The sequence below is a fragment of the Methylobacterium sp. Gmos3 genome, from assembly GCF_056430985.1.
This window is the reverse complement of sequence record NZ_JBWJYL010000004.1, coordinates 385,317-404,855: the sequence shown is the minus strand read 5'-3', so window position 1 is coordinate 404,855 and position 19,539 is coordinate 385,317. Positions and strand designations below refer to the sequence as shown.

17 protein-coding genes are annotated in these 19,539 nt (G+C 69.9%); 6 read left to right on the top strand and 11 right to left on the bottom strand.

Going from position 1 to position 19,539, the window contains the following annotated elements:
- Positions 1-154: 154 nt before the first annotated feature.
- Genes ACS5Q7_RS10820 through ACS5Q7_RS10800 form a run of 5 tightly spaced genes read right to left on the bottom strand, consistent with a single transcriptional unit; the run spans position 155 to position 7,286 of the window.
- The gene (locus tag ACS5Q7_RS10820) at positions 155-1,150 is read right to left on the bottom strand and encodes a hypothetical protein (RefSeq protein ID WP_478339306.1); all 996 of its coding nucleotides are present in this window, start codon (positions 1,148-1,150) and stop codon (positions 155-157) included.
- Between the two features lie 29 nt (positions 1,151-1,179).
- The gene (locus ACS5Q7_RS10815) at positions 1,180-2,499 is read right to left on the bottom strand and encodes a cytochrome c (protein ID WP_478339305.1); all 1,320 of its coding nucleotides are present in this window, start codon (positions 2,497-2,499) and stop codon (positions 1,180-1,182) included.
- 8 nt (positions 2,500-2,507) lie between these two features.
- Positions 2,508-3,053, bottom strand: a complete 546-nt coding sequence (locus tag ACS5Q7_RS10810) for a (2Fe-2S)-binding protein (RefSeq protein WP_478339304.1) — start codon at positions 3,051-3,053, stop codon at positions 2,508-2,510.
- Entirely contained in the window at positions 3,050-5,887 is a 2,838-nt protein-coding gene (locus ACS5Q7_RS10805; RefSeq protein WP_478339303.1) for a xanthine dehydrogenase family protein molybdopterin-binding subunit, read from the bottom strand. Before ACS5Q7_RS10805 ends, ACS5Q7_RS10810 begins: the two co-directional genes overlap by 4 nt.
- A 10-nt stretch (positions 5,888-5,897) precedes the next feature.
- Complete coding sequence (locus tag ACS5Q7_RS10800) at positions 5,898-7,286, bottom strand: nucleobase:cation symporter-2 family protein (protein ID WP_478339302.1); 1,389 nt, start codon at positions 7,284-7,286, stop codon at positions 5,898-5,900.
- Positions 7,287-7,639: 353 nt separating this feature from the next.
- Between ACS5Q7_RS10800 and ACS5Q7_RS10795 the strand changes: the two genes are divergently transcribed.
- Positions 7,640-8,998: an 8-oxoguanine deaminase gene (locus ACS5Q7_RS10795; protein WP_478339301.1), complete on the top strand. Its 1,359-nt coding sequence runs from the start codon at positions 7,640-7,642 to the stop codon at positions 8,996-8,998.
- Between the two features lie 6 nt (positions 8,999-9,004).
- Here ACS5Q7_RS10795 and ACS5Q7_RS10790 read toward each other — a convergent pair whose 3' ends face one another.
- Positions 9,005-9,514 (bottom strand): ureidoglycolate lyase, encoded by a 510-nt coding sequence (locus ACS5Q7_RS10790; protein WP_478339300.1) that lies wholly within the window; start codon positions 9,512-9,514, stop codon positions 9,005-9,007.
- Positions 9,511-10,350, bottom strand: coding sequence for a bifunctional allantoicase/(S)-ureidoglycine aminohydrolase (locus tag ACS5Q7_RS10785; RefSeq protein WP_478339299.1), 840 nt, complete (start codon positions 10,348-10,350; stop codon positions 9,511-9,513). The genes ACS5Q7_RS10790 and ACS5Q7_RS10785 overlap by 4 nt, the downstream gene beginning before the upstream one ends.
- A 132-nt stretch (positions 10,351-10,482) precedes the next feature.
- Between ACS5Q7_RS10785 and ACS5Q7_RS10780 the strand changes: the two genes are divergently transcribed.
- Complete coding sequence (locus tag ACS5Q7_RS10780) at positions 10,483-11,412, top strand: LysR family transcriptional regulator (RefSeq protein WP_478339298.1); 930 nt, start codon at positions 10,483-10,485, stop codon at positions 11,410-11,412.
- Here ACS5Q7_RS10780 and uraD read toward each other — a convergent pair.
- From uraD to ACS5Q7_RS10765, 3 genes are all read right to left on the bottom strand, one after another.
- Positions 11,409-11,918, bottom strand: a complete 510-nt coding sequence (uraD, locus tag ACS5Q7_RS10775; RefSeq protein WP_478339297.1) for a 2-oxo-4-hydroxy-4-carboxy-5-ureidoimidazoline decarboxylase — start codon at positions 11,916-11,918, stop codon at positions 11,409-11,411. The genes ACS5Q7_RS10780 and uraD overlap by 4 nt on opposite strands.
- 179 nt (positions 11,919-12,097) lie before the next feature.
- Positions 12,098-13,021, bottom strand: coding sequence for an allantoinase PuuE (puuE, locus tag ACS5Q7_RS10770; protein ID WP_478339296.1), 924 nt, complete (start codon positions 13,019-13,021; stop codon positions 12,098-12,100).
- Positions 13,022-13,052: 31 nt separating this feature from the next.
- The gene (locus ACS5Q7_RS10765) at positions 13,053-14,291 is read right to left on the bottom strand and encodes a urate hydroxylase PuuD (protein ID WP_478339295.1); all 1,239 of its coding nucleotides are present in this window, start codon (positions 14,289-14,291) and stop codon (positions 13,053-13,055) included.
- 204 nt (positions 14,292-14,495) lie between these two features.
- Here ACS5Q7_RS10765 and uraH point away from each other — a divergent pair, with 204 nt between their 5' ends.
- From uraH to ACS5Q7_RS10750, 3 genes are all read left to right on the top strand, one after another.
- The gene (gene uraH / locus ACS5Q7_RS10760) at positions 14,496-14,849 is read left to right on the top strand and encodes a hydroxyisourate hydrolase (protein WP_243954333.1); all 354 of its coding nucleotides are present in this window, start codon (positions 14,496-14,498) and stop codon (positions 14,847-14,849) included.
- Positions 14,850-14,911: 62 nt separating this feature from the next.
- On the top strand, positions 14,912-15,349 hold the full coding sequence (locus tag ACS5Q7_RS10755) for a hypothetical protein (protein WP_478339294.1): 438 nt from the start codon (positions 14,912-14,914) through the stop codon (positions 15,347-15,349).
- 84 nt (positions 15,350-15,433) lie between these two features.
- Complete coding sequence (locus ACS5Q7_RS10750; protein WP_478339293.1) at positions 15,434-17,596, top strand: molybdopterin-containing oxidoreductase family protein; 2,163 nt, start codon at positions 15,434-15,436, stop codon at positions 17,594-17,596.
- Between the two features lie 28 nt (positions 17,597-17,624).
- On the opposite strand, the gene ACS5Q7_RS10745 is transcribed toward ACS5Q7_RS10750, so the two are convergent.
- Positions 17,625-18,647 carry a sensor histidine kinase gene (locus ACS5Q7_RS10745; RefSeq protein ID WP_478339292.1) on the bottom strand — a complete coding sequence of 341 codons (1,023 nt, stop codon included), beginning with the start codon at positions 18,645-18,647 and terminating at the stop codon, positions 17,625-17,627.
- Positions 18,648-18,853: 206 nt separating this feature from the next.
- Between ACS5Q7_RS10745 and ACS5Q7_RS10740 the strand changes: the two genes are divergently transcribed.
- Positions 18,854-19,513, top strand: coding sequence for an SCO family protein (locus ACS5Q7_RS10740; RefSeq protein ID WP_478339291.1), 660 nt, complete (start codon positions 18,854-18,856; stop codon positions 19,511-19,513).
- Positions 19,514-19,539 lie beyond the last annotated feature (26 nt).

The window sequence follows — 19,539 nt, the reverse complement described above, 5'->3', positions numbered from 1 at the left end:
AACGGGGAGCGAAGGCGGAGCCGTCGCGAAGGTGAGGGGGCGTGCCGAGGGTGTCTCCTCCGGCACGCCCCCTCACCGTCGGCTGCCGCCTCGCTCCGGCGACGGCAAGGTCGCCGGAGCCCTCTCCCCGCTCGCGGGGAGAGGGGATGCGCTCTCAGAACACGTGAAAGGCGAAGCCGGCCAGGAAGCTCTTCTCTTCCGTACCCTTGAACGTCGCTGTCTCGACATTGCCGAACTTGTTCAGCCAGTACTGGAAGCCGATGAACATATCGACTTTGTTCGGCTGGTCATAGACCAGCTTGCCGAGGTCGAGAACGAGGTTCGTGCGCGACAGGAATTCCAGCCCCCGCTTCGGGTTGAAGGCGAAGTCCGCCACGTTTTGCACGCCCCGGCCCTTCGGCAGGACGATGTTGTTGAACCCCGTCACGCTCAGCGGCAACCCGGTGAACGTCAGCGGGAAGTTGTAGACCACTTCGAATTCGGGAACGACGTCGAAGCTCTGGTCGCGATCCGGCTGCACGTTGAAGCCGTTGCGGTTCCACTCCTTGTAGGCGTGGACCGACAGGTTGAGGAACCCGGCCGGCACGTCGAAGGCGAAGTTCAGGCCGCCGACCACGTCGCGCTTCTTCGAGCCGAAGGCGTCGTTCTGCGAGTTGGCGTCGAAGCCGAAGGCCAGCGACACGTCCTTGACGAGGCCGGGGATGGCGAAGGCCTTGGTGTTGGTGAGCGCGTTCAGGCTGAGCGTGCCGCGATAGAGGCCGTAGGCTTCGGTGTTGCCGTAGTCCTGGAAGAACGGGTTGCCGATGGTGCCGGGTGGGTTGGTGGTGCCGGCGGGGAATTGCGAGCCCGACTTCAGGATGTCGAGGGAGAAGAAGTTGGTGCCGTAGGCCCAGGCATCGGCATGGGAGATGTTGAGGATCTGCTTCGGCGCCTCGCGGGAGACGAAGCTGCCGTCGCCGCGCTGGATCTGCACGCCGGGAGAGACGGTGGGGAATTGGTAGCGGTAGCCGACCTGCGTGTCGGCGAAGAGGAAGAACGGCGCCTCCACCGGCGCCGCCTCCGTCTTGACCGTGGCGATGTCGGCGGCCTGCGCCCCGCACGCCATCCCGAACGGCAGCAGCGCCGCCGCGACTCGACCGAGTGTGTTCATGTCCGCCCCCAATTCCGATCCGGCCGCCTTCAGTTCGAAGCGTCGGCCCTGTGTCCCGCGCGCAGCCGCGCCACCTCGTCCGGCGAGACGGCCTTGTCCTGCCCGCCCCATTGCGCCCGCATCCACGTGGCGAGGTCGGCGAGCGCCGCGTCGTCGAGGAGCGTCGCGAAGCCCGGCATCGCCTCCATCCGCTCGTTGTCGGGGAAGCGCTGCGCCGGCAGCCCGTGCAGCGTCGCCCGGATCAGGCCGCTCGCGCCGGAGACCCGCATCAGCGCGTTGCTGCGCAGGGGCACCGAGACGTGGGGAATGCCCTCGCCGGCATGGCCGTGGCACCCGGCGCAGAGCCCATCGTAGCTGGCGCTCGCCCGCATCGCGACCGCCTGAGGCACCGCCACGGGGGCAGGGGCGGCGGGGCGCTCCGGCTCGGCGGGGAGGGCGTCGCGGTCGAAGAGATAGGCTGACAGGGCGGTGAGGTCCGCCTCGTCCATGTGCTGCGTCGAGTAATGCACGACGTCGAACATCTGGTGCGTGGCGCCGCCCTGGGCCGAGAGGCCCTTGGCCATGAACCGCGTCAGGCTGTGCGGGTCGAAGCCCATCCGGCGCAGGCCGGCGGGGGTGATGTCCGGCGCCTCGACCCCCTCGATCGCCGCGCCCTGGAGCGCCGCATCGGAGCGCATCGCCTGCAGCGCGTTGCGCGGCGTATGGCATTCGCCGCAATGGCCGAGGGCGTCGGCGACGTATTGCCCCCGGTTCCAGAGGTCCGACCGCTTCGGGTCCGGCGTCACGACCTGCGCGGGCAGGTTGAGGACATTCCAGCCGGCCAGCGTCCAGCGCTGATCGAAGGGGAAGGCGAGGGTGTTCGCCCTGTTCGCAACCGCGACCGGCGGGCGGCTCATCATGTAGGCGTAGAGGGCGTCCACGTCGTCGGGCGAGAGGCCCCGGTACGACGTGTAGGGCATGGCCGGGTAGAGGTGGCGCCCGCCCGGCGCGATGCCGTCGCGCAGCGCCCGGTGGAAGTCGGCCCGGCTGTATCCGCCGATGCCCTCCGCGCTCGGTGTGATGTTGGTGGCGAAGATCGTCCCGAAGGGCGTCTCCAGCGGCAGGCCCCCGGCATAGGGGGCGCCGCCGCGCGCGGTGTGGCAGGCGAAGCAATCGGCGGCGGCGGCGACCTTCGCCCCCCGCGGGGCGAGGGCGCGCATCGCCTCTTGCGTGAGCGGGGTCTCGACCTCGCGCGAGACGGCGCTGCGTTCGAGCACGCCCGAAGCCACGAGGGCGGCCCCGACGAGGGCGCTCGCCACGAGGGCGGCGCCGAGGCGCTTGGCGGGGAGGGAGCGGGGGAGCGTCGGCATGGCGGTGCTCAGGCCGTCGTGAGGCCGGGGGTCGCCAGCACGAGGTCGCGCACGGCCTGGTGGTAGCGCACGTATCCGGTGCAGCGGCAGATGTGCGGGTCGAGCGCTTCGGTGACGACGCGCTCGACCTCGTCGCGGCGGACGGGCTTCCGCTTCAGCCGCTCGACCAGCACGCTCGCCCCGGTGACGAAGCCCGGCGTGCAGTAGCCGCACTGGAAGGCGAAGTTCTCGATGAACGCCGTCTGGACCGGCGACAGCACGAGGGACCCGTCCGGCGCCGTGTGGGCTTGGCCCTCGACGGTGCGGACACTGCGGCCCTCGAACCAATGCGCCCCGGTGATGCAGGAGCGCATCTCGCGCGGGCCGGCCTCTTCCTCCACCATCACCGTGCAGGCGTGGCAGATGCCCTGGCCGCAGCCCATGCGGCTGCCGGTGAGGCCGAGCCATTCGTGCAGGACGTCGAGGAGGCTCGTCCCCACGGGGACGGGGAGGGGGCCGACCATCTCGCCATTCACGCGGAGCGTCAGGTCGCGGGTCTCGATTGCGGCGCTCATGCCAGTGCCTCGCGGATGCGCTCGGGCCGGATGGGGAGTTCGTGGAAGCGGTGGCCGATGGCGTGGGCCACGGCGTTGGCCAGCGCCGGGACGACGGCGATCATCACCACCTCGGCGATGCCCTTGGGCGGGTCCGTCTCCGAGAGCGGCGGAAGAATCTCCACCGTCTGGTTCCACAGGGCCACGTCGCGGGCGCGGGGCAGCTCGTAGCGGTTCCAGTTCCAGGTGCCGTCGCCGGGGCCGTCCTCGTAGAGGGGCAGCACCTCCTTCAGCGCGTGGCCGATGCCCATGGCAAGCCCGCCCTGCACCTGCCCCGAGACCAGTTCGGGCACGATCTGCCGGCCGCATTCGAGGATCGAATGGTGCGAGAGGATCGTGACCTCGCCGCTGCCGGTATCTACTGCGACCTCCGCCAGCGTCGCCATGGGCGAGTAGTAGGTGGTGCCGACGTTGTTGCGCTGGGTCGGCGGGTAGAAGACCGCCGCGCGGGGCAGGAAGTGCCAGCCGGCGGTGCTCATCAGCGCCTTGCGCTCGGGCGCCGCGCCCGCGCCGTAGCGAAGCGAAAGGGCGTCGATGGGCAACCGCGTGCGGCCCGCATCCGGCAGGTCGAACTCGGCTTCGGCCCATTGCCAGCGATTGAAGGTGTGCAGCGTGACGCCGACCGGCAGGCCGAGCCGGTGGGCCTCGGCCGCGACCTCGGCCAGCGACAGCGCCGGCAGGCCGCCGCCGAGCACCTTACCGTCCGCGAGGCGCAGCGAGTCGCGGGTCAGCTCGTTGTACGAGGCGAGCGCTCCGCCCTTGCCGCCCCGCGCCCACAGGGAGCGCGCGGCGGGCCAGATCGCGTGATCGGCCAGGAAGCGCGCCGCCGTGCGGGTGGCATGGCCGAGGTAATAGGCCGAGTTCGTCGCGCTCATCGGCGAGGTGAAGCGGGGCACCCAGCGGGGGTCCTGCGCCCGCTTGTCTTCCTCGGCCTGGGGCGTGGTGTAGGGCTGATCGGTGGTGTGGAGCGGCATCTCCGGCCAGCGGACCACGCCGAACTCCGTCCGCGCGGGCACGCGGCCGAGGATGTCGCCCACCATCGCCGCCTGCGAGGTGGTGACGCCCGGCCCCATCTCGTGGGCGACGTGGCGAAGGGCCAGGGCGCCCTGCGCATCGAGTTCGAGGGAGCACACGGCCGCCTCCGCGCCCGTCCCGTAATCCTTGTGGACCTGGGCAAAGCCGACCCCGTAGCGCCGGCCGGGATGGGCGGCCTCGTAGGAGGCCTTGCGCGCCTGACGCTCCCGCCACAGGGGATGCGCGGCGGCCTTGTGCAGGATCTCCTCGTTGCGCAACGCGCCGGCCGGCACCGCGCCCTGGCTGTTGCGCTGGCCTGTGCGGAGGACGTTGCGCAGGCGCAGATCGATGGCGTCCATACCGAGGAGCGCGGCGGCCTCGTCCACCATCATCTCGGTGGCGGACATCGTTTGCAGGGTGCCGAAGCCCCGCGTCGAGCCAGCCTCGACGGCGCGCGAGGCGTGGGCGATGGCCTGGAAGTCGCTCTTCGGCAGGTAGTAGATCGACTGCGCGGCGGTGGCGCCGACGAAGGACACCGCGACCGAGTAGTTCGGCCGGCCACCGCCATCGCAGGCGTAGCGCCCGGTCATGGCGCGGAAGCGGCCGGTCTTTCGGTCCACCAGCAGGGCGTTGTCCATGCGGAAGGCGTGGCGCTTCAGCCCGTTCTGGAACTGCTCGAACCGGTCGTTGGCCAGCCGCACCGGGCGCCCATTGCCGTAGAGGGCGGCCACGACGCAGAGGAACGGGAAGATGTGGTGGTCCTTCGTCCCGTAGCCGACGGTGTAGCCGACCTTGAGAGCGACCTCCTTCAGGGGAAAGCGTGACGTCGCGACCAGGGAGGCAGCGGCCTCGGCCACGTCGTAGGGCGATTGCGTCGCCATCATCAGGTGCAGGACGCCGGAGGCCGGGTCGTACCAGACGTTGCCGTTGTCGGCTTCCATGGCCGAGGCGTCGGTCGATTGCGACAGGTAGGTCCGCCGCAGCACGAGGGCGTCCTCGCCCGCCGCGTCGATCTCGGCAGCGATGGTCTGCGCCGCCGCCATGCCTTGGGCGAAGGCGCCGTCCTGGCCGGGTTGTGGCCAGGCGGGCTCGTCGCCGGAGAAGCCCGCGAAGATCGGCGAATGTTCGTAGGGCGAGAAGCGGTCTGGGCCGTCGGCCGTCTCGCCCTCGATCCGCACCCAGCGCGAGGCGCCGTAATGGGCCGGCGGCTTGGCGCCGGTCTCAGCGCCATACTGCACCACATCGTCGGCGAAGCGCAGGCGGCGCTTGGCGGCGCTGAAGCGCGGGAAGTCGTGATAGATCAAGATCGCCACCGGCTGGCCGAGGAGGCGCGGGGTCTCGCCCTCCGGCACGAGGAACCAGTCACCGAAGAAATCGGCATGGGGCACCGCCACCTTGTCCGCCACCAGATCTTCGTGCCGGACGATCCGGTCGGGCTGCAGCGACGGCGGCAGGCGGGAAAGGTCGAGCCCGGTGAAGGCGCGGTCGGCGCGGGTCGCGGCGATGAGGAAGGCATGGGCCTGTTTCTCGGGCCAGCCCGCCAGATCGCGGGACCGGTAATCCCGGGAGAAGGTCTTGGAGCCCGTCACCTTGGCGATGGCGTCGAGCCGGTAGCGGGGGCGGCCGGGGGCGGCCCAGGCCGGGCCGTCCGAGGGTCCGGCCTCCAGGAGCTGGGCTCTGGCGGGGGGCGCCAGGAAGGAGACCTTCACGGCGATGCCCGCCGCGGCCCCGGCCTTGAGGAAGTTGCGCCGCGAGAGCGGGGCGTGGTGCGAAGCGGGCATGGATGTCCCCTCAGGCGCGGTCGAGGGCGGCGTGCGGGAAGGCGGGTTCCCGGTCGGCCGGATGGAGCTCGACCCCTTCGCCGAGGCGATCCGAGTTGAGCAGCAGGTTGAGGACGATCGCGCCGATGGCGCCCAGCGTGATCCCGCTGTGCAGGATCGGCCCGGCCCAGGCCGGGGCGGTGGCGGCGAAGAGCTTCGGCGCGGCCATGGGGATGAGGCTGAGCCCGATGCTCACGGCCACGACGATCTGGTTGCGCCGGTCGCCGAGATCGGCGCCGCCGACGATCTTCAAGCCCGCCGCCGCCACCATGCCGAAGATCACGATGCCGGCGCCACCGAGGACGGCGGGCGGGATCGAGGCAACCACGAAGGCCACCTTCGGCAGCAGGCTGACGGCGAGGATGATGCACCCCGCCGCGACGGTGACGTAGCGGCTGCGGACCCGCGTCATGTTCACGAGGCCGACGTTCTGAGAGAACGAGGTGTGCGGGAAGGTGTTGAGGCAGCCCGCGATCAGGGTGGAGAGCGAATCCGCCATCAGGCCGCGCGTCAGGGTGCGCTTGTCCACCGGCTTGCCGACGATGTCGCCGACCGCGAGGAACATGCCGGTCGACTCGACCAGCGTGACCATCATCACGATGCACATGGCGGCCACCGCCGTGACGTGGAAGGTCGGCCAGCCGAAGTGGAACGGCGTGACGAGGGCGATGAGCGGGCGGTCGCCGAGACCGTCGAGGCGGAACAGGCCCAGCGGCCATGCGAGGCACAGGCCCGCGATCAGGCCGATCAGCACCGCGATGTTGGCCACGAACCCGGTGGCGAAGCGGCTGACCACGAGGATCACCGCCAGCACGAAGGCGGCGACGCCGAGATGGACCGGGGCGCCGAAATCGGGGGCGCCGAAGCCGCCGCCGGCCCAGTTGATGCCGACCGGCAGCAGCGTCACCCCGATGATGAGAATGACCGTGCCGGTCACGAGCGGCGGGAAGAAGTTCGCGAGCCGCGCGAAGAACGGCCGCAGCAGCAGGCCGAAGATGCCGGCGCCGATCGTGGCGCCGAAGATGCCGGGCAGGCCGATGGTCGGGTCCTGCGCCATCGCCACCATCGGGCCGACCGCCGCGAAGCTGACGCCCATGATGACCGGCAGGCGCACGCCGAACATGCCGATGCCGAGCGACTGGATGAGGATCGCGAGGCCCGTCACCAGCAGGTCGCAATTGATGAGGTAGGCGACCGTCTCGGCCGGAAGGTTCATCGCCGCGCCGAGGATCAGCGGCGGCGCCACCGCGCCCGCGCTCATCACCAGCACATGCTGCATCCCGTAGGCGAGGAGCTTCGGGAGGGGCGGAATGGCATCGACCGCGTCGACCTCGCGCGGCGTCCTCAAGGTGTCGGTCATGGGCGTAACCTCCGGGGGCCGCGCCGGGCCGGACCTCTGGCGGGTCCGTGTCGTCCGGTGCGGGATCGCGGCCCGCCGGGGAGGGGCGAGGCCAAGCATGCGCCGCCGAAATGGCTGGCCCCTGAAAATTGCATGACGGCTAAGGAATGCTACGCGCGAATTTCGGAAGCACTTTGCGAAAAATCGCCAAGGTCCGTCGGGGCGCGCTCCCGTATGCTCGGCCTCGCTGACGGCCCCGAGAGGGTGCGCCCGGCACGGTGTTCCTGTCGCCATGGGGCGGCATCTGGCCGTGCGGGGAACGCGCGTTGCATCGACGGCGCTTCCCCCACGAGGCGCGCCCGGAGAGTGAAGCGATGACGTCCCTGCTCCTGAGGAACGCCGACATCCTTGTGACGATGGACGAGGCCCGGCGCGAGATTCGCGGCGGCGCGGTCTATGTCGAGGATAACCGCATCGTCGCGGTGGGTCCGGAAGCCGAGGTGCCCGCCCAGGCCGACACGGTGCTCGACATGGCGGGCCACGCGGTCATGCCCGGCCTCGTGAACACCCACCACCACATGTACCAGACGCTCACCCGCGCAGTGCCCGCCGCGCAGGATGCCGAGTTGTTCGGCTGGCTGAAGGCGCTCTACCCGATCTGGGCGCGGCTGACGCCGGAGATGGTCCGCGTCTCGACGCAGACCGCCATGGCCGAACTGATCCTGTCCGGCTGCACCACGTCGAGCGACCACCTCTACATCTACCCGAACGGCTGCCGCCTCGACGATTCCATCGAGGGCGCCGAGGAGATCGGGATGCGCTTCCACGCCGCCCGGGGCGCCATGAGCGTCGGCGAGAGCGACGGCGGCCTGCCGCCCGACTCGGTGGTGGAGAACGAGGCCGCGATCCTCAAGGACACGCAACGCCTGATCGAGCGGTGGCACGACCCGTCCCGCTTCGCCATGCGGCGGATCGTGGTGGCGCCGTGCTCGCCCTTCTCGGTGAGCCGGGGGCTGATGCGTGAGTCGGCCGACCTCGCCCGGCGCTACGGCGTCTCGCTCCACACGCACTTGGCCGAGAACGACAACGACGTCAGCTACAGCCTCGAAAAGTTCGGGATGACCCCGGCCGAATACGCCGCCGATCTCGGCTGGACCGGCCCCGACGTCTGGCACGCCCACTGCGTGAAGCTCGACGCGGCGGGCATCGCCCTGTTCGGCCGCACCGGCACGGGCGTCGCCCATTGCCCGTGTTCGAACATGCGCCTCGCCTCCGGCATCGCGCCGATCCGCCAGATGCGCTGCGAGGGCGTGCCGGTGGGGCTCGGCGTCGACGGCTCGGCCTCGAACGACGGCTCGCATATGCTCGGCGAGGCCCGTCAGGCCATGCTCCTCGCCCGCGTCGGCTTCGGGCCGGCGGCGATGACGGCGCGGGAGGCCCTGGAGATCGGCACGCTGGGCGGCGCCAAGGTGCTGAACCGCGACGACATCGGGGCGCTCGCGCCCGGCATGGCCGCCGACATCGTGGCCTTCGACCTGCGCGGCCTCGACATGGCCGGCGCCCTGCACGATCCGGTGGCGGCTTTGGCCTTCTGCGCGCCGCAGAAGGTGGCGTGGAGCATCATCAACGGCCGGATCGTGGTGCGAGAGGGCCGGCTCACGACCCTCGACACGCGGGCGCTCGCCGCCCGCCACAACGCGCTCGCCGCCACGCTGGTGAACGGCGAGGCGTGAGACGCCTCAGGCGGTGGCCTCCGGCAGTGCGACCGTCCACGGCTCCGGGAAAGTGAACTCTTCGAGGTTCGCCCCGGCGCCGGCGCGGTCCACCACCACGAAGTCCTGCGCTTGCCTGAAGGGCGTCAGCACGCCGTGCCACGTGTTCCGGGCGTAGCAGACGCCCTGCCAAGGGGCCGTGACGAAGGCCTGCGGGCGGCCCGGCCTCCCGTCCTCGTCGGGGCAGACGATGACGAGGAACGGCGCGTCGGTGAGCGGGATGAAGGCCTGGGCGCCGAACGGGTGACGCTCCACCAGCCGGAACACCAGCGGCAGCGGATAGGCCTGCGCCTCCACGAGCCCGACCACCACGCGGGATTCCTCGCCGGAGACGAGGATATCCGCGAGGTCGTGGAAGCGCCGGGCCTTGCCGGCATTCATCGGGCGCGGCTGCGTCACCGACTTGTCGATGACCTGCCCGAACGGCGCGAAGGCCTCGGCCGTCAGGGGCCGGGCGACGAGGGTGCGGTCGCTCACCGGCGGCCTCCCAGGACACGGAGGGACGGATGACGGTTCACGTCCTTGTAGAGCAGATAGCGGAACGGCCCCGGCCCGCCCGCGTAGCAGGCCTGCGGGCAGAAGGCGCGCAGCCACATGAAGTCTCCGGCCTCGACCTCGACCCAGTCGCGATTGAGCCGGTAGACGGCCTTGCCTTCGAGCACGAACAGCCCGTGCTCCATCACATGGGTCTCCTCGAAGGGGATCGAGGCGCCCGGCCGAAGGGTCACGATGTTCACGTGCATGTCGTGGCGCAGGTCGTCGGGGGAGACGAACCGCGTCGTCGCCCAGGCGCCGTCGGTGCCGACCATGCCCACGGGCTCCACCGCCGATTCGTGCGTGACGAAGGAGGTCGGCCGGTCGAGGCCCTGCACAGGCTCGAACGCCTTGCGCACCCAATGGAAGCGCATGGTCTCGCCCGCCTCGTTGCGCAGCGACCACGCGGCGCCGGGGGCCAGATAGGCGTAGCTGCCCGGCCGCAGGGCGTGGGTGCCGCCGTCGAGGGTGAGGCGGGCCTGGCCCTCGACCACGAAGATGACGCCTTGGGCCTGCGGGTCCGGCTCGGGCTGATCGCTCCCGCCGCCGGGGGCGACCTCCATCAGGTATTGCGCGAAGGTCTCGGCGAAGCCCGAGAGCGGGCGGGCGATGATCCAGGCGCGGGTGCCGTCCCAGAAGGGCAGGGCGCTCGTCACGATGTCCCGCATCACCCCGTGCGGGATCACCGCATAGGCGTCCGTGAAGACGGCGCGGCCGGTCATCAGCGCGGTCTGGCCGGGATGGCCGCCGCTCGGTGGGTTGTAGGGGGAATGCGTCATCGCCCGATCCGACACTGGTTCCGGCCGCCCCGAACGGGGGGCGCCCTCGGCGGCAGCTTAGCCGCCTCGCCCCCGGAGAGCCCGGAGGAAATTTCGTTGACAGTTTCAAACGGCTTCTGAAGATCCCATCGCATGATCTCGCTCGAGAGCATCCGCATCTTCATGCGCTCGGCGGAGAGCGGCAGCTTCTCGGCGGCGGGGCGCTCGCTGCGGCTCTCGCCGTCGGTCATCAGCTACCGCATCCAGACATTGGAGGAGCATCTCGGCTGCCTCCTCCTCACGCGCACCACGCGGCGCATGAGCCTGACGGAAGCCGGGCGCCTGTTCTACGACCGCTGCCTCGACATCACCGCCGCCGTGGAGCAGGCCGAGAAGAGCGTCGAGCAGGCCGGCGCGGCGCCGCGCGGCGCCTTGAAGGTGACGGCGCCGATCGGCCTCGGGCGGAGGGTGATCGCGCCGCTGGTGCCGCACTTCCGCGCCCGTCATGGCGAGACGGATGTGCGGCTGCGCCTGTCCGAACACCTGCTCGACCTCGTGCAGGAGGCGGTGGACGTGGCGATCCGCCTGTCGCAGATGCGCGATTCCACCTTCACCCTGCGCAAGGTGGCCGAGATCGAGCGGGTGCTCTGCGCCGCGCCGTCCTATCTCGACCGCAATCCGGCGCCCGCCGAGCCGGCGGACCTGCTGACGCACGATTGCCTGCTGCTGCGCTTTCCCGGCTCCGAGCAGTTCCGCTGGACGTTGGTCGATGGCGAGGAGACGGTGACGTTGCCCGTCTCCGGCCACATCGATTCCGATGATGGCGACACCCTCACCGATTGGGCGCTCGCCGGGGAGGGGATCGTCCTGAAGCCGCTGTTCGAGGTGGCGTCGTATCTCGCCGAGGGGCGCCTCGTCCCCGTCCTCGAACACACGCCGCCGACTTCGGCGACGCTCGGCCTGCTCTACCCCTCGCGAAAGATGCTCTCGGCCCGGACCAAGACCTTCGTGGATATGGCCCACGAGGCCCTGCGCGCCCATGTCGGCGAGGGGCTCGCGTTGCTCGGCAAGCGGGTGGCCTAGTCGTCGATCAGCGCTTCGAGGCGCAGGGCGGCGATGCGGCCGACCTGCCGGAGGGCCTCCTGCCGCTCGGCCTCCGGCGTGTTGCCGAGACGCGCTTCGAGCCGGGCGAGAATCGTGTCGCGGTCGAGACCCTTCACGGCGATGATGAAGGGGAAGCCGAATTTCTCGGAGTAGGCCGCGTTGAGCGCCTGCATCCGCTCGACGGAGGGAGCGGGTGCCTCGAGGAGGCCGCTGCCGCCCTGCTCGCTCATCGAATGGGCGGTCAGCTCACCCCGGAGCGCGGCACGGCTCGCGAGTTCCGGGTGGGCGCGCAGCAGGGCGAGACGATGCCCCTCGTCGGCGCCCGCCACCGCCGCCTCCATCGCCGCGTGAAGGGCCGCGCGAGAGGCGAAGGGACGATGCGCAGACGCCGCTTCCGCGACCCAGGGTGAGTGCTCGTAGATCTCGGCGAGACGGGCGACGAACTCGCTCTTCGGCAGGTCGTTCAGCGCGGCGATGGCGATCACGGATTCTCAGTCCTCTTCAAGTGCAACGGGCGCGTTGCCGACCAATCTCCATCCTCGCCCTCATCCTGAGGTGCCCGCCTCGGCGGGCCTCGAAGGAGGGCTCCAGAACGCGCAGCGATCCCTGGAGCCCTCCTTCGAGGCGGCTGACGCCGCACCTCAGGATGAGGTGGAGGGCGGGATCACCGCTCCGCGGGGTGGTGCTCGGCCCAGTGGCGGGCAATGTCGATCCGCCGTGTCACCCACACATCGGGATGGCTCAGCACGTGGTCGAGGAAGCGGGCGAGCGACGGAAGCCGCGCGGGCCGCCCGACGAGGCGGCAATGCAGCCCGATGGAGAGCATCTTCGGCGCGGCGACGCCTTCCTCGTAGAGGCAGTCGAAGGCGTCGCGCAGATGCGCGAAGAACTGCTCGCCGGTGGGGAAGCCCCCCGGCACCGAGAAGCGCATGTCGTTGGTGTCGAGGGTGTAGGGCACCACGAGGTGCTGCTTCCCGCCGACGCGCACCCAGTAGGGTAGATCGTCGGCGTAGCTATCCGAATCGTAGAGGAAGCCGCCCTGGTCCACGACGAGCCGCCGCGTGTTCGGGCTGTCGCGGCCGGTGTACCAGCCGAGCAGCTTCTGGCCCGTGAGGCCCTGGATCGTCTCCACCGCGCGGGCCAGATGCTCCCGCTCGATCTCCTCCGGCACGTCCTGGTAGGACAGCCAGCGCCAGCCATGGCCGGCGATCTCATGCTCGTCGCGCAGGAAGGCTTCCACCACCACCGGGTTGCGGGCCAGGGCCTGCGCCACGCCGAAGATCGTGAGCGGCACGCCGCGCTCGCGGAACAGGCGCAGCACCCGCCACACCCCCGCGCGGGCGCCGTACTCGTACAGGCTCTCCATGCTCATGTGGCGGTTGGGGAAGGGCAGGGCGCCCGCGATCTCCGAGAGGAAGACCTCCGCATGGGGGTCGCCGTCGAGCACGGAGCGCTCGCCGCCCTCCTCGTAGTTCAGCACGAACTGAACCGCGACGCGGGCGCCGTTCGGCCAGCGCGGATTGGGGGGGGTCGGGCCGTAGCCGATGAAGTCGCGGGGGGCGTCGTCGCCGGAAAACGGAGCGGTCACGGGAGAGGATCCTGCGAAGGGGGCGGAAGGGTTAGCGCGCGGCGAGCCAGCGTGCGAGTTCCGCCCGTTCCTCGGGCTGAATGTCGGTGATGTTGTTCGGCGGCATGGCGTGGGTCAGCACCGCCTGCATGCGGATCGCCGAGGCAAAGCGCGCCACATGCTCGGGGGTGTCGAGGAGCACGCCCTTGGGCGGGCTCACCATGTCCGGCCATTGCGGCTCGGCGGCATGGCACATGGCGCAGCGGGTGCCGATGACGTTCATCACGCTCTCGTCCACGGGCGGGTGCGCGGCCGAGGCGAGGTTCACCGGCTGCACCGGGGCGGCCTCGGCGGAGGCGGTCCAGCCGATCCGCTCGCGGGCGACGGGGGAGGAGGCGATGCTGATTGCCGCCGCGATGGCGACGCAGGCCGTGGCCACGCCCCAGGTCCACCAGCGGTCGCCGCCCCCGGCGTTGCGGACGTTGAAGAAGTGGCGGACCACGCCCCCCGCGATCACCACGAGGCCGACGATCATCCAGCTATAGGGCGAGGACCAAGCCAGCGGGTAATGGCCCGACAGCATGAAGAACAGCACCGGCAGGGTGAGGTAGTTGTTGTGCGAGGAGCGGTTCTTCGCCTGCTTGCCCCAGGCGGGGTTCGGCACGCGGCCCGCGACAAGCTCGGCGATGGCCTTGCGCTGGTTCGGCATGATGACGAAGAACACGTTGCCGGTCATCCAGGTGGCGATCACGGCGCCCGTGTGCAGCATCGCCGCCCGGCCGGAGAAGACCTGCTGGAAGCCGAAGGCGAAGGCGACCACCGTGAGGAACACCGCCGTGGCCAGCAGGGGCGGCCGGTTGGCCAGTGGCGAGCGGTTCAGCCCGTCGTAGATCAGCCAGCCGAGCGCCAGGGCGCCGATGCCGATGAGCGCGCCGGTCAAGGGCGAGATCACCCGCACCGCCGGGTCGATCAGGTAGAGGTCGGCCTGCCCGTAATAGACCCAGCACAGCAGGAAGAAGCCCGACAGCCAGGTCGAGTAGGATTGCCATTTGTGCCAGATCAGGTGCTCCGGCATCCGGTCGGGCGCGACGAGATACTTGCGCACCTGATAGAAGCCGCCGCCATGCACCTCCCAGGCCTCGCCGCCCTTGCCGGCGGGGATCGCGGGGATCGCGCGCAGGCTGGCGTCGAGGTGCATGAAGTAGAACGAGGCGCCGATCCAGGCGATCGCCGCGACGACATGGGTCCAGCGAATGAGGAAGCCGCCCCATTCGTGCAGGATCGGATACATGGGACGGGTCCCTCTCGCTCGGGTGATGCCGGCCGGGCTCGGCGCGGGATCGCAGCAAGAGGTGTGCCCCGAAGCCGGGCCGGCGGCGAGCCGTCCGGCGGGTAAGGTCTTTCAAAACGCTTCGAAAGATGGAGGGCGGTTTTCGGGTTGCGCCGCCGCCGCGCCGCGTGCTCGTCTCGCGCATCCTCCGCGAGACCTTATCCCATGGGCCACCTGTCCACCCACGTCCTCGACACCACCGCAGGCCGTCCGGCCGCCGGGGTCGCCATCGAACTGCGCCGCCTCGGCGCCGACGGGTCGAGCGAGCCTGTCGCGTCCACCGTCACCAACGCGGACGGCCGCACGGACGGGCCGCTCCTCGAAGGCGCGTCCCTGCAAGCGGGCACCTACGAGCTGCTGTTCCATGTCGGCGCGTATTTCGCCCGGACGGGGGCGGGGCCGGAGCAGCCGTTCCTCGACGTGGTGCCCGTGCGGTTCGGCGTCACCGACCCGGCGGCGCGCTATCACGTCCCCCTCGTCGTCACGCCGTGGAGCTATTCCACCTATCGCGGCAGCTGACGGCTCGATTGCGCGACGGGGCGTTTCGCGCGAGACTGACGCCCGCCGCAGGAGACGCGACCATGCGCGCCCTCACATCCGCAGCCATCCCGTCCGCCGAAATCCGGCCGGCGCGGACGATCCTCGTCCTGGCGACGATCCTCGTGCTCCTGGTCGCGGGCGCGGCAGCGCTGCGGGCTCCCGCCGCGATCGCCGATCCCGACCTCGCGCGGCTGCTACGCTTCATGGCGGCGATGAAGGGCGTCTTCGCCCTCGCGGCGTTCGCCGCCTGCTACTGGCGCCTCGCACGGCCCGCGACCCCCTGGCGGGTCGCCGTCTACATCGCCGGGCCGCCGGCCATGGCGGGCGGGGCGCTCGCCCTATTCACTTTCCAAAATGTCGCCATGGCGGCGGCGGGCCTGCATCTCGGCCTGTTCGCCGTGCTGGCCGCCGCGCTCACCGACCGCGACTTTCTGCCCGACTTCCCCCGCCGATTAAATCGGCCAGTCGATTTGGACTAATTCGACTTTTAGTGCACGTTCCGCGTGTACCGAGCCGCTGCCATGCCTCCCTAAGAAGGCACGACGCTCGGGCGCGGAGGAAACATGAACGAGATCGTCAAGCCGGACTCGCTGATCGTCGCCCAGGCCGAGAGCCTGACGGAGACCTTCTTCGGAGGCTGCCCGCACGATTGTCCCGACACCTGCTCGATGCTGTTCGACGTCAAGGACGGCCAGCTTCAGGGCGTGCGCGGCAACCCGGACCACCCGATGACCCGCGGTGGCCTCTGCGTGAAGCTCAAGGATTACGAGAAGCGCCACTACCATCCCGACCGGCTGCTCTACCCGATGAAACGGGTCGGGCCGAAGGGCTCGAAGGAGTTCGAGCGCATTACCTGGGACGAGGCGCTCGACACCATCGTCACCCGCTGGAAGGCGATCATCGACCAGCACGGCCCGCAGGCCATCGCGCCCTACAGCTACCTCGGCAACCAGGGTCTCGTGCACGGGCTGAACGGCGGCGACGCCTTCTTCAACCGCATGGGCGCCACCGTCACCGAGCGGACCTTCTGCGGCGAGGGCTCCTGCACCGCGTGGCTGCTGACCGTCGGCCCGACCGCGGGCCTCGACCCGGACAGCTACATCCACTCGAAGTACATCGTGATCTGGGCCTGCAACTCGGTCAGCACGAACCTGCACCACTGGGCCATCGTGAAGGACGCCCAGAAGAAGGGCGCCAAGGTCGTCGTCATCGACGCCTACGCCTCCCGCACCGCCAAGGCCGCCGACTGGCACATCGCCCCGAAGCCCGGCACGGACGGCGCTCTGGCCATGGCGCTGATCAACTCGATCATCGCGCAGGGCCTCGTCGATCAGGATTACGTCGACAACTACACGGTCGGCTTCGAGGAGTTGAAGGAGCGCGCCGCCGAGCGCACGCCGGAATGGGCCGCCGAGATTACCGGCGTCTCCGCCGACGACATCCGCAAGCTCGCCCGCGAGATGGCGACCGAGCAGCCGGTCGGCATCCGCATCGGCGTGGCGCTGGAGCGGCATTACGGCGGCGGCCAGACCATTCGCGCGGTGGCCTGCATCCCGGCGCTGACCGGCGCGTGGCGCCATGTCGGCGGCGGCATCACCCAGTTCGGCGTGTGGGAGCACCCCTACAAGTTCGACGTCATCTGCCGCCCCGACCTGATCCCGGAGGGCACCCGCGTCGTCTCGAACCTTCAGATCGGCCGCGCCCTGACCGGCGAGATGAAGCTCGACCCGCCCATCATGTCGATGATGTGCTGGAACTCGAACCCCGTGACGCAGGCCCCGGAGACCGACAAGATCGTCGAGGGGCTGATGCGCGAGGACCTGTTCATGGTCTCCGCCGAGCACTTCATCTCGGACACGGCCTCCTACGCCGACATCCTGCTGCCCGCCACGATGGGAGCCGAGATGGAGGACATGATCCTCTCCTGGGGCCACCTCTATCTGACCTACAACACCAAGTGCGCCGAGGCGCCGGGCGAGGCGATCCCGAACAACGAGATCTTCCGCCGCCTCGCCGCCCGGCTCGGCTACGAGGAGGAGAACTTCAAGTGGACCGACTCGGAGTGCCTTGAGCACTACGTCGATTGGAACGCGCCGGCCTGCGAGGGCATCGACCTCGCCTACATGCGCGAGCACGGCTTCGCCCGCCTGAAGGTCGGCACGCCGGACGACAGGGCGCCCCACCGCGAGGGCAACTTCCCCACGCCGACCGGCAAGTGCATGCTGAAGGTCGAGGGCGCCACGAACTTCGTCGCGCCGCCGTTCCGCCAGATGTACGAGGGCTTCCAGCCCGGCGAAGCGCTCGATCCGCTGCCGGATTACCTCGGCCCGCGCGAGTCGCACACGAACGACCCGGAACTCGCCAAGCGTTTCCCGCTCAACATCGTCTCGCCCAAGAGCCATTACTTCCTGAACTCCTGCTACGCGAACATGGAGGACAAGCAGAAGGGCCAAGGCGAGCAGTTCGTGATGATCAGCGCCGAGGATGCGCAGGCGCGGGGCATCCTGGACGGAGACCGGGTGAAGGTCGCCAACGACCGCGGCGCCTTCAAGGGCGTGGCGCGGATCACCGACGACGTGAAATCCGGCATCGTGGTGGCGACGCTGGGCTACTGGCGCCAGCTCAACGAGGGCACGGTGAACAGCATCTCGTCGGGCGCCTTCACCGACATGGGCCACGCGCCGTCCTTCTCGGACAACCTCGTCGAGGTCTCGCGCGCCAACTGAGGGGGAGTGACGGGCGGGAAACCGCCCGTCAGCCCACCGGTACGCTCATCTCGAAGCGCATCCCGTCGCCGTCGATCGTGCGCGAAAAACTGCCACGCAAGCTGCGCTCGATGGTCTGCCGCAGAAGCCGCGAGCCGAAGCCCGTTCCCTCGTTCTCGACCGCGCCGGGTTCGGCACTGCCCTCGCACCATGTCAGGCGCAGGGTGTCGCCGGCCATGCTCCCCTGCACCCGCACCGATCCAGCACCAGAGAGCGCCCCGTACTTGGCCGAGTTGGTCGCGAGTTCGTGGAAGATCATCGCGTAGTCGTTGGTGCGGTCGGCCCCGATCACCACGGTCTCATCGATGGCAACGGCGATGTTGCGGCCCTGTTGGTAGGGCGACAGGATCCGCTGCGCGAGGTCCTGCAATCGGACATTGCCTTGATCGAGCCGGTGCGAGCGTGAGGCGAGGGTCGTCGCCTCGTGGAGCACGCCGAAGCGGCGAGCGAGGTCCTCCGCGAAGGCCGGCATCGAGGTCGCCTCCCGGGCGACGAGGGAGGTGAGGGCGCGGGCGACGCTGAACATGTTCGAGACACGGTGCGCCAGTTCGGCGGTGAGAAGCCGCTCGGCCTCCTCCGCGCGCTTATGGTCCGTCACGTCCATGAAGATGGCCTGGAGCCATTCGCCGACCCGCCCAGCCTCCCCGCCGACGCCCCGCGCCGAGATCCAGCGCGCCTGCGGCCCTTCGCCGATGCGGAAATCGAAGCTGTAGGGGTGCGGATCGGCGGCGCTCGCCTCCCAATCGCGGACCATCCCGAGGCGATCCTCGAGGTTCACCCGCGCGAAGAGGTCATCGATGCCGATGACCGAGCGGCTGGTGCCCCAGAATTCCTGACAGAGGCTGTCGAGCCGCGCGAGCCGGCGCACGGGGGACCAGGCCCATAGCCCGACCCCGCCCCGGTGGATCGTGTCGCTGAAGCTCGCCAGCGTCCACGCCTCATCGGCCGCGCCAGCCCGCTCGGTCATGGCTGCCTGGGTTTGCTCCGTCGCATCGATCGGGTCGAGGCCCATGGGTTCGATTCTGTCCTCTCGTCGCCCCGCCGAAGCGCCGGAATCGGGGCCATCGCAACGGTTCAAGGTCATGCCGCACCGGCCGCGCGTGTCAAACCCGGCGGATTGCCGCTCGCCCCTCGAATTAGCCAATTTCATTCACTCTGGCACGAGGAAACTGCAGGTTGAGCAGATTTCTGCAATGCTCGTGTCTTAAAGCGTGTGCCATGGAAGCGTCGACAACCAGTCGTCGCATCATGCCGTTGGCACGAATGAAGATCATTGCCCTTGTAGCCGCCCTCGTCCTGGCGGGACCGACCTTCGGCATCTGCCCCGCACGGGCCGGAGGCGGTTCGAGCGACCTCGAAAATCTCGTCTGGCCTAGGGGCGCACCGTCCCGTCACGACGTTCGAGGCCAGATGGTCACGGCGTCCGACCTCACGGACAGGCTGACCATCGTGTCCTTCGCGAGCGCGGGCTGCACCATTCTCTGCGTCACGCGGACGATGGATCTCGACAAGCTCGCCCGTGATCTGCCCGCCGCCCTGCGCGACCGCGTGGCCTTCCTCATTCTCGACACCGATCCCGAGGCCGACGATGCCGTCCGTCTCCGCGCCTTCGCGGACGGGCTTCTCGGACCCGACAGGCGCCTGCGCTTCTTCGCCTCCGATGCCGAGGAGACCAAGGCGCTGGCCAAGCGGCTGCACTACCCGGCCGAGCGCCTGCCGGAGCCGCCCCCGACGGTCCTGCTCTTCGACCGGAGGGGCAACCTCGCCATGACCTATGGCGGCGATTCCCTGGATGCGCCCCGCCTGAAACGGGACCTCGCGATCCTCGACACCTTCGCCCAAGGGCTCGGCCAGCCGGCCGCGCCCGCCTCTCACTGACCCCCAACTCCCGATTACGGACTACG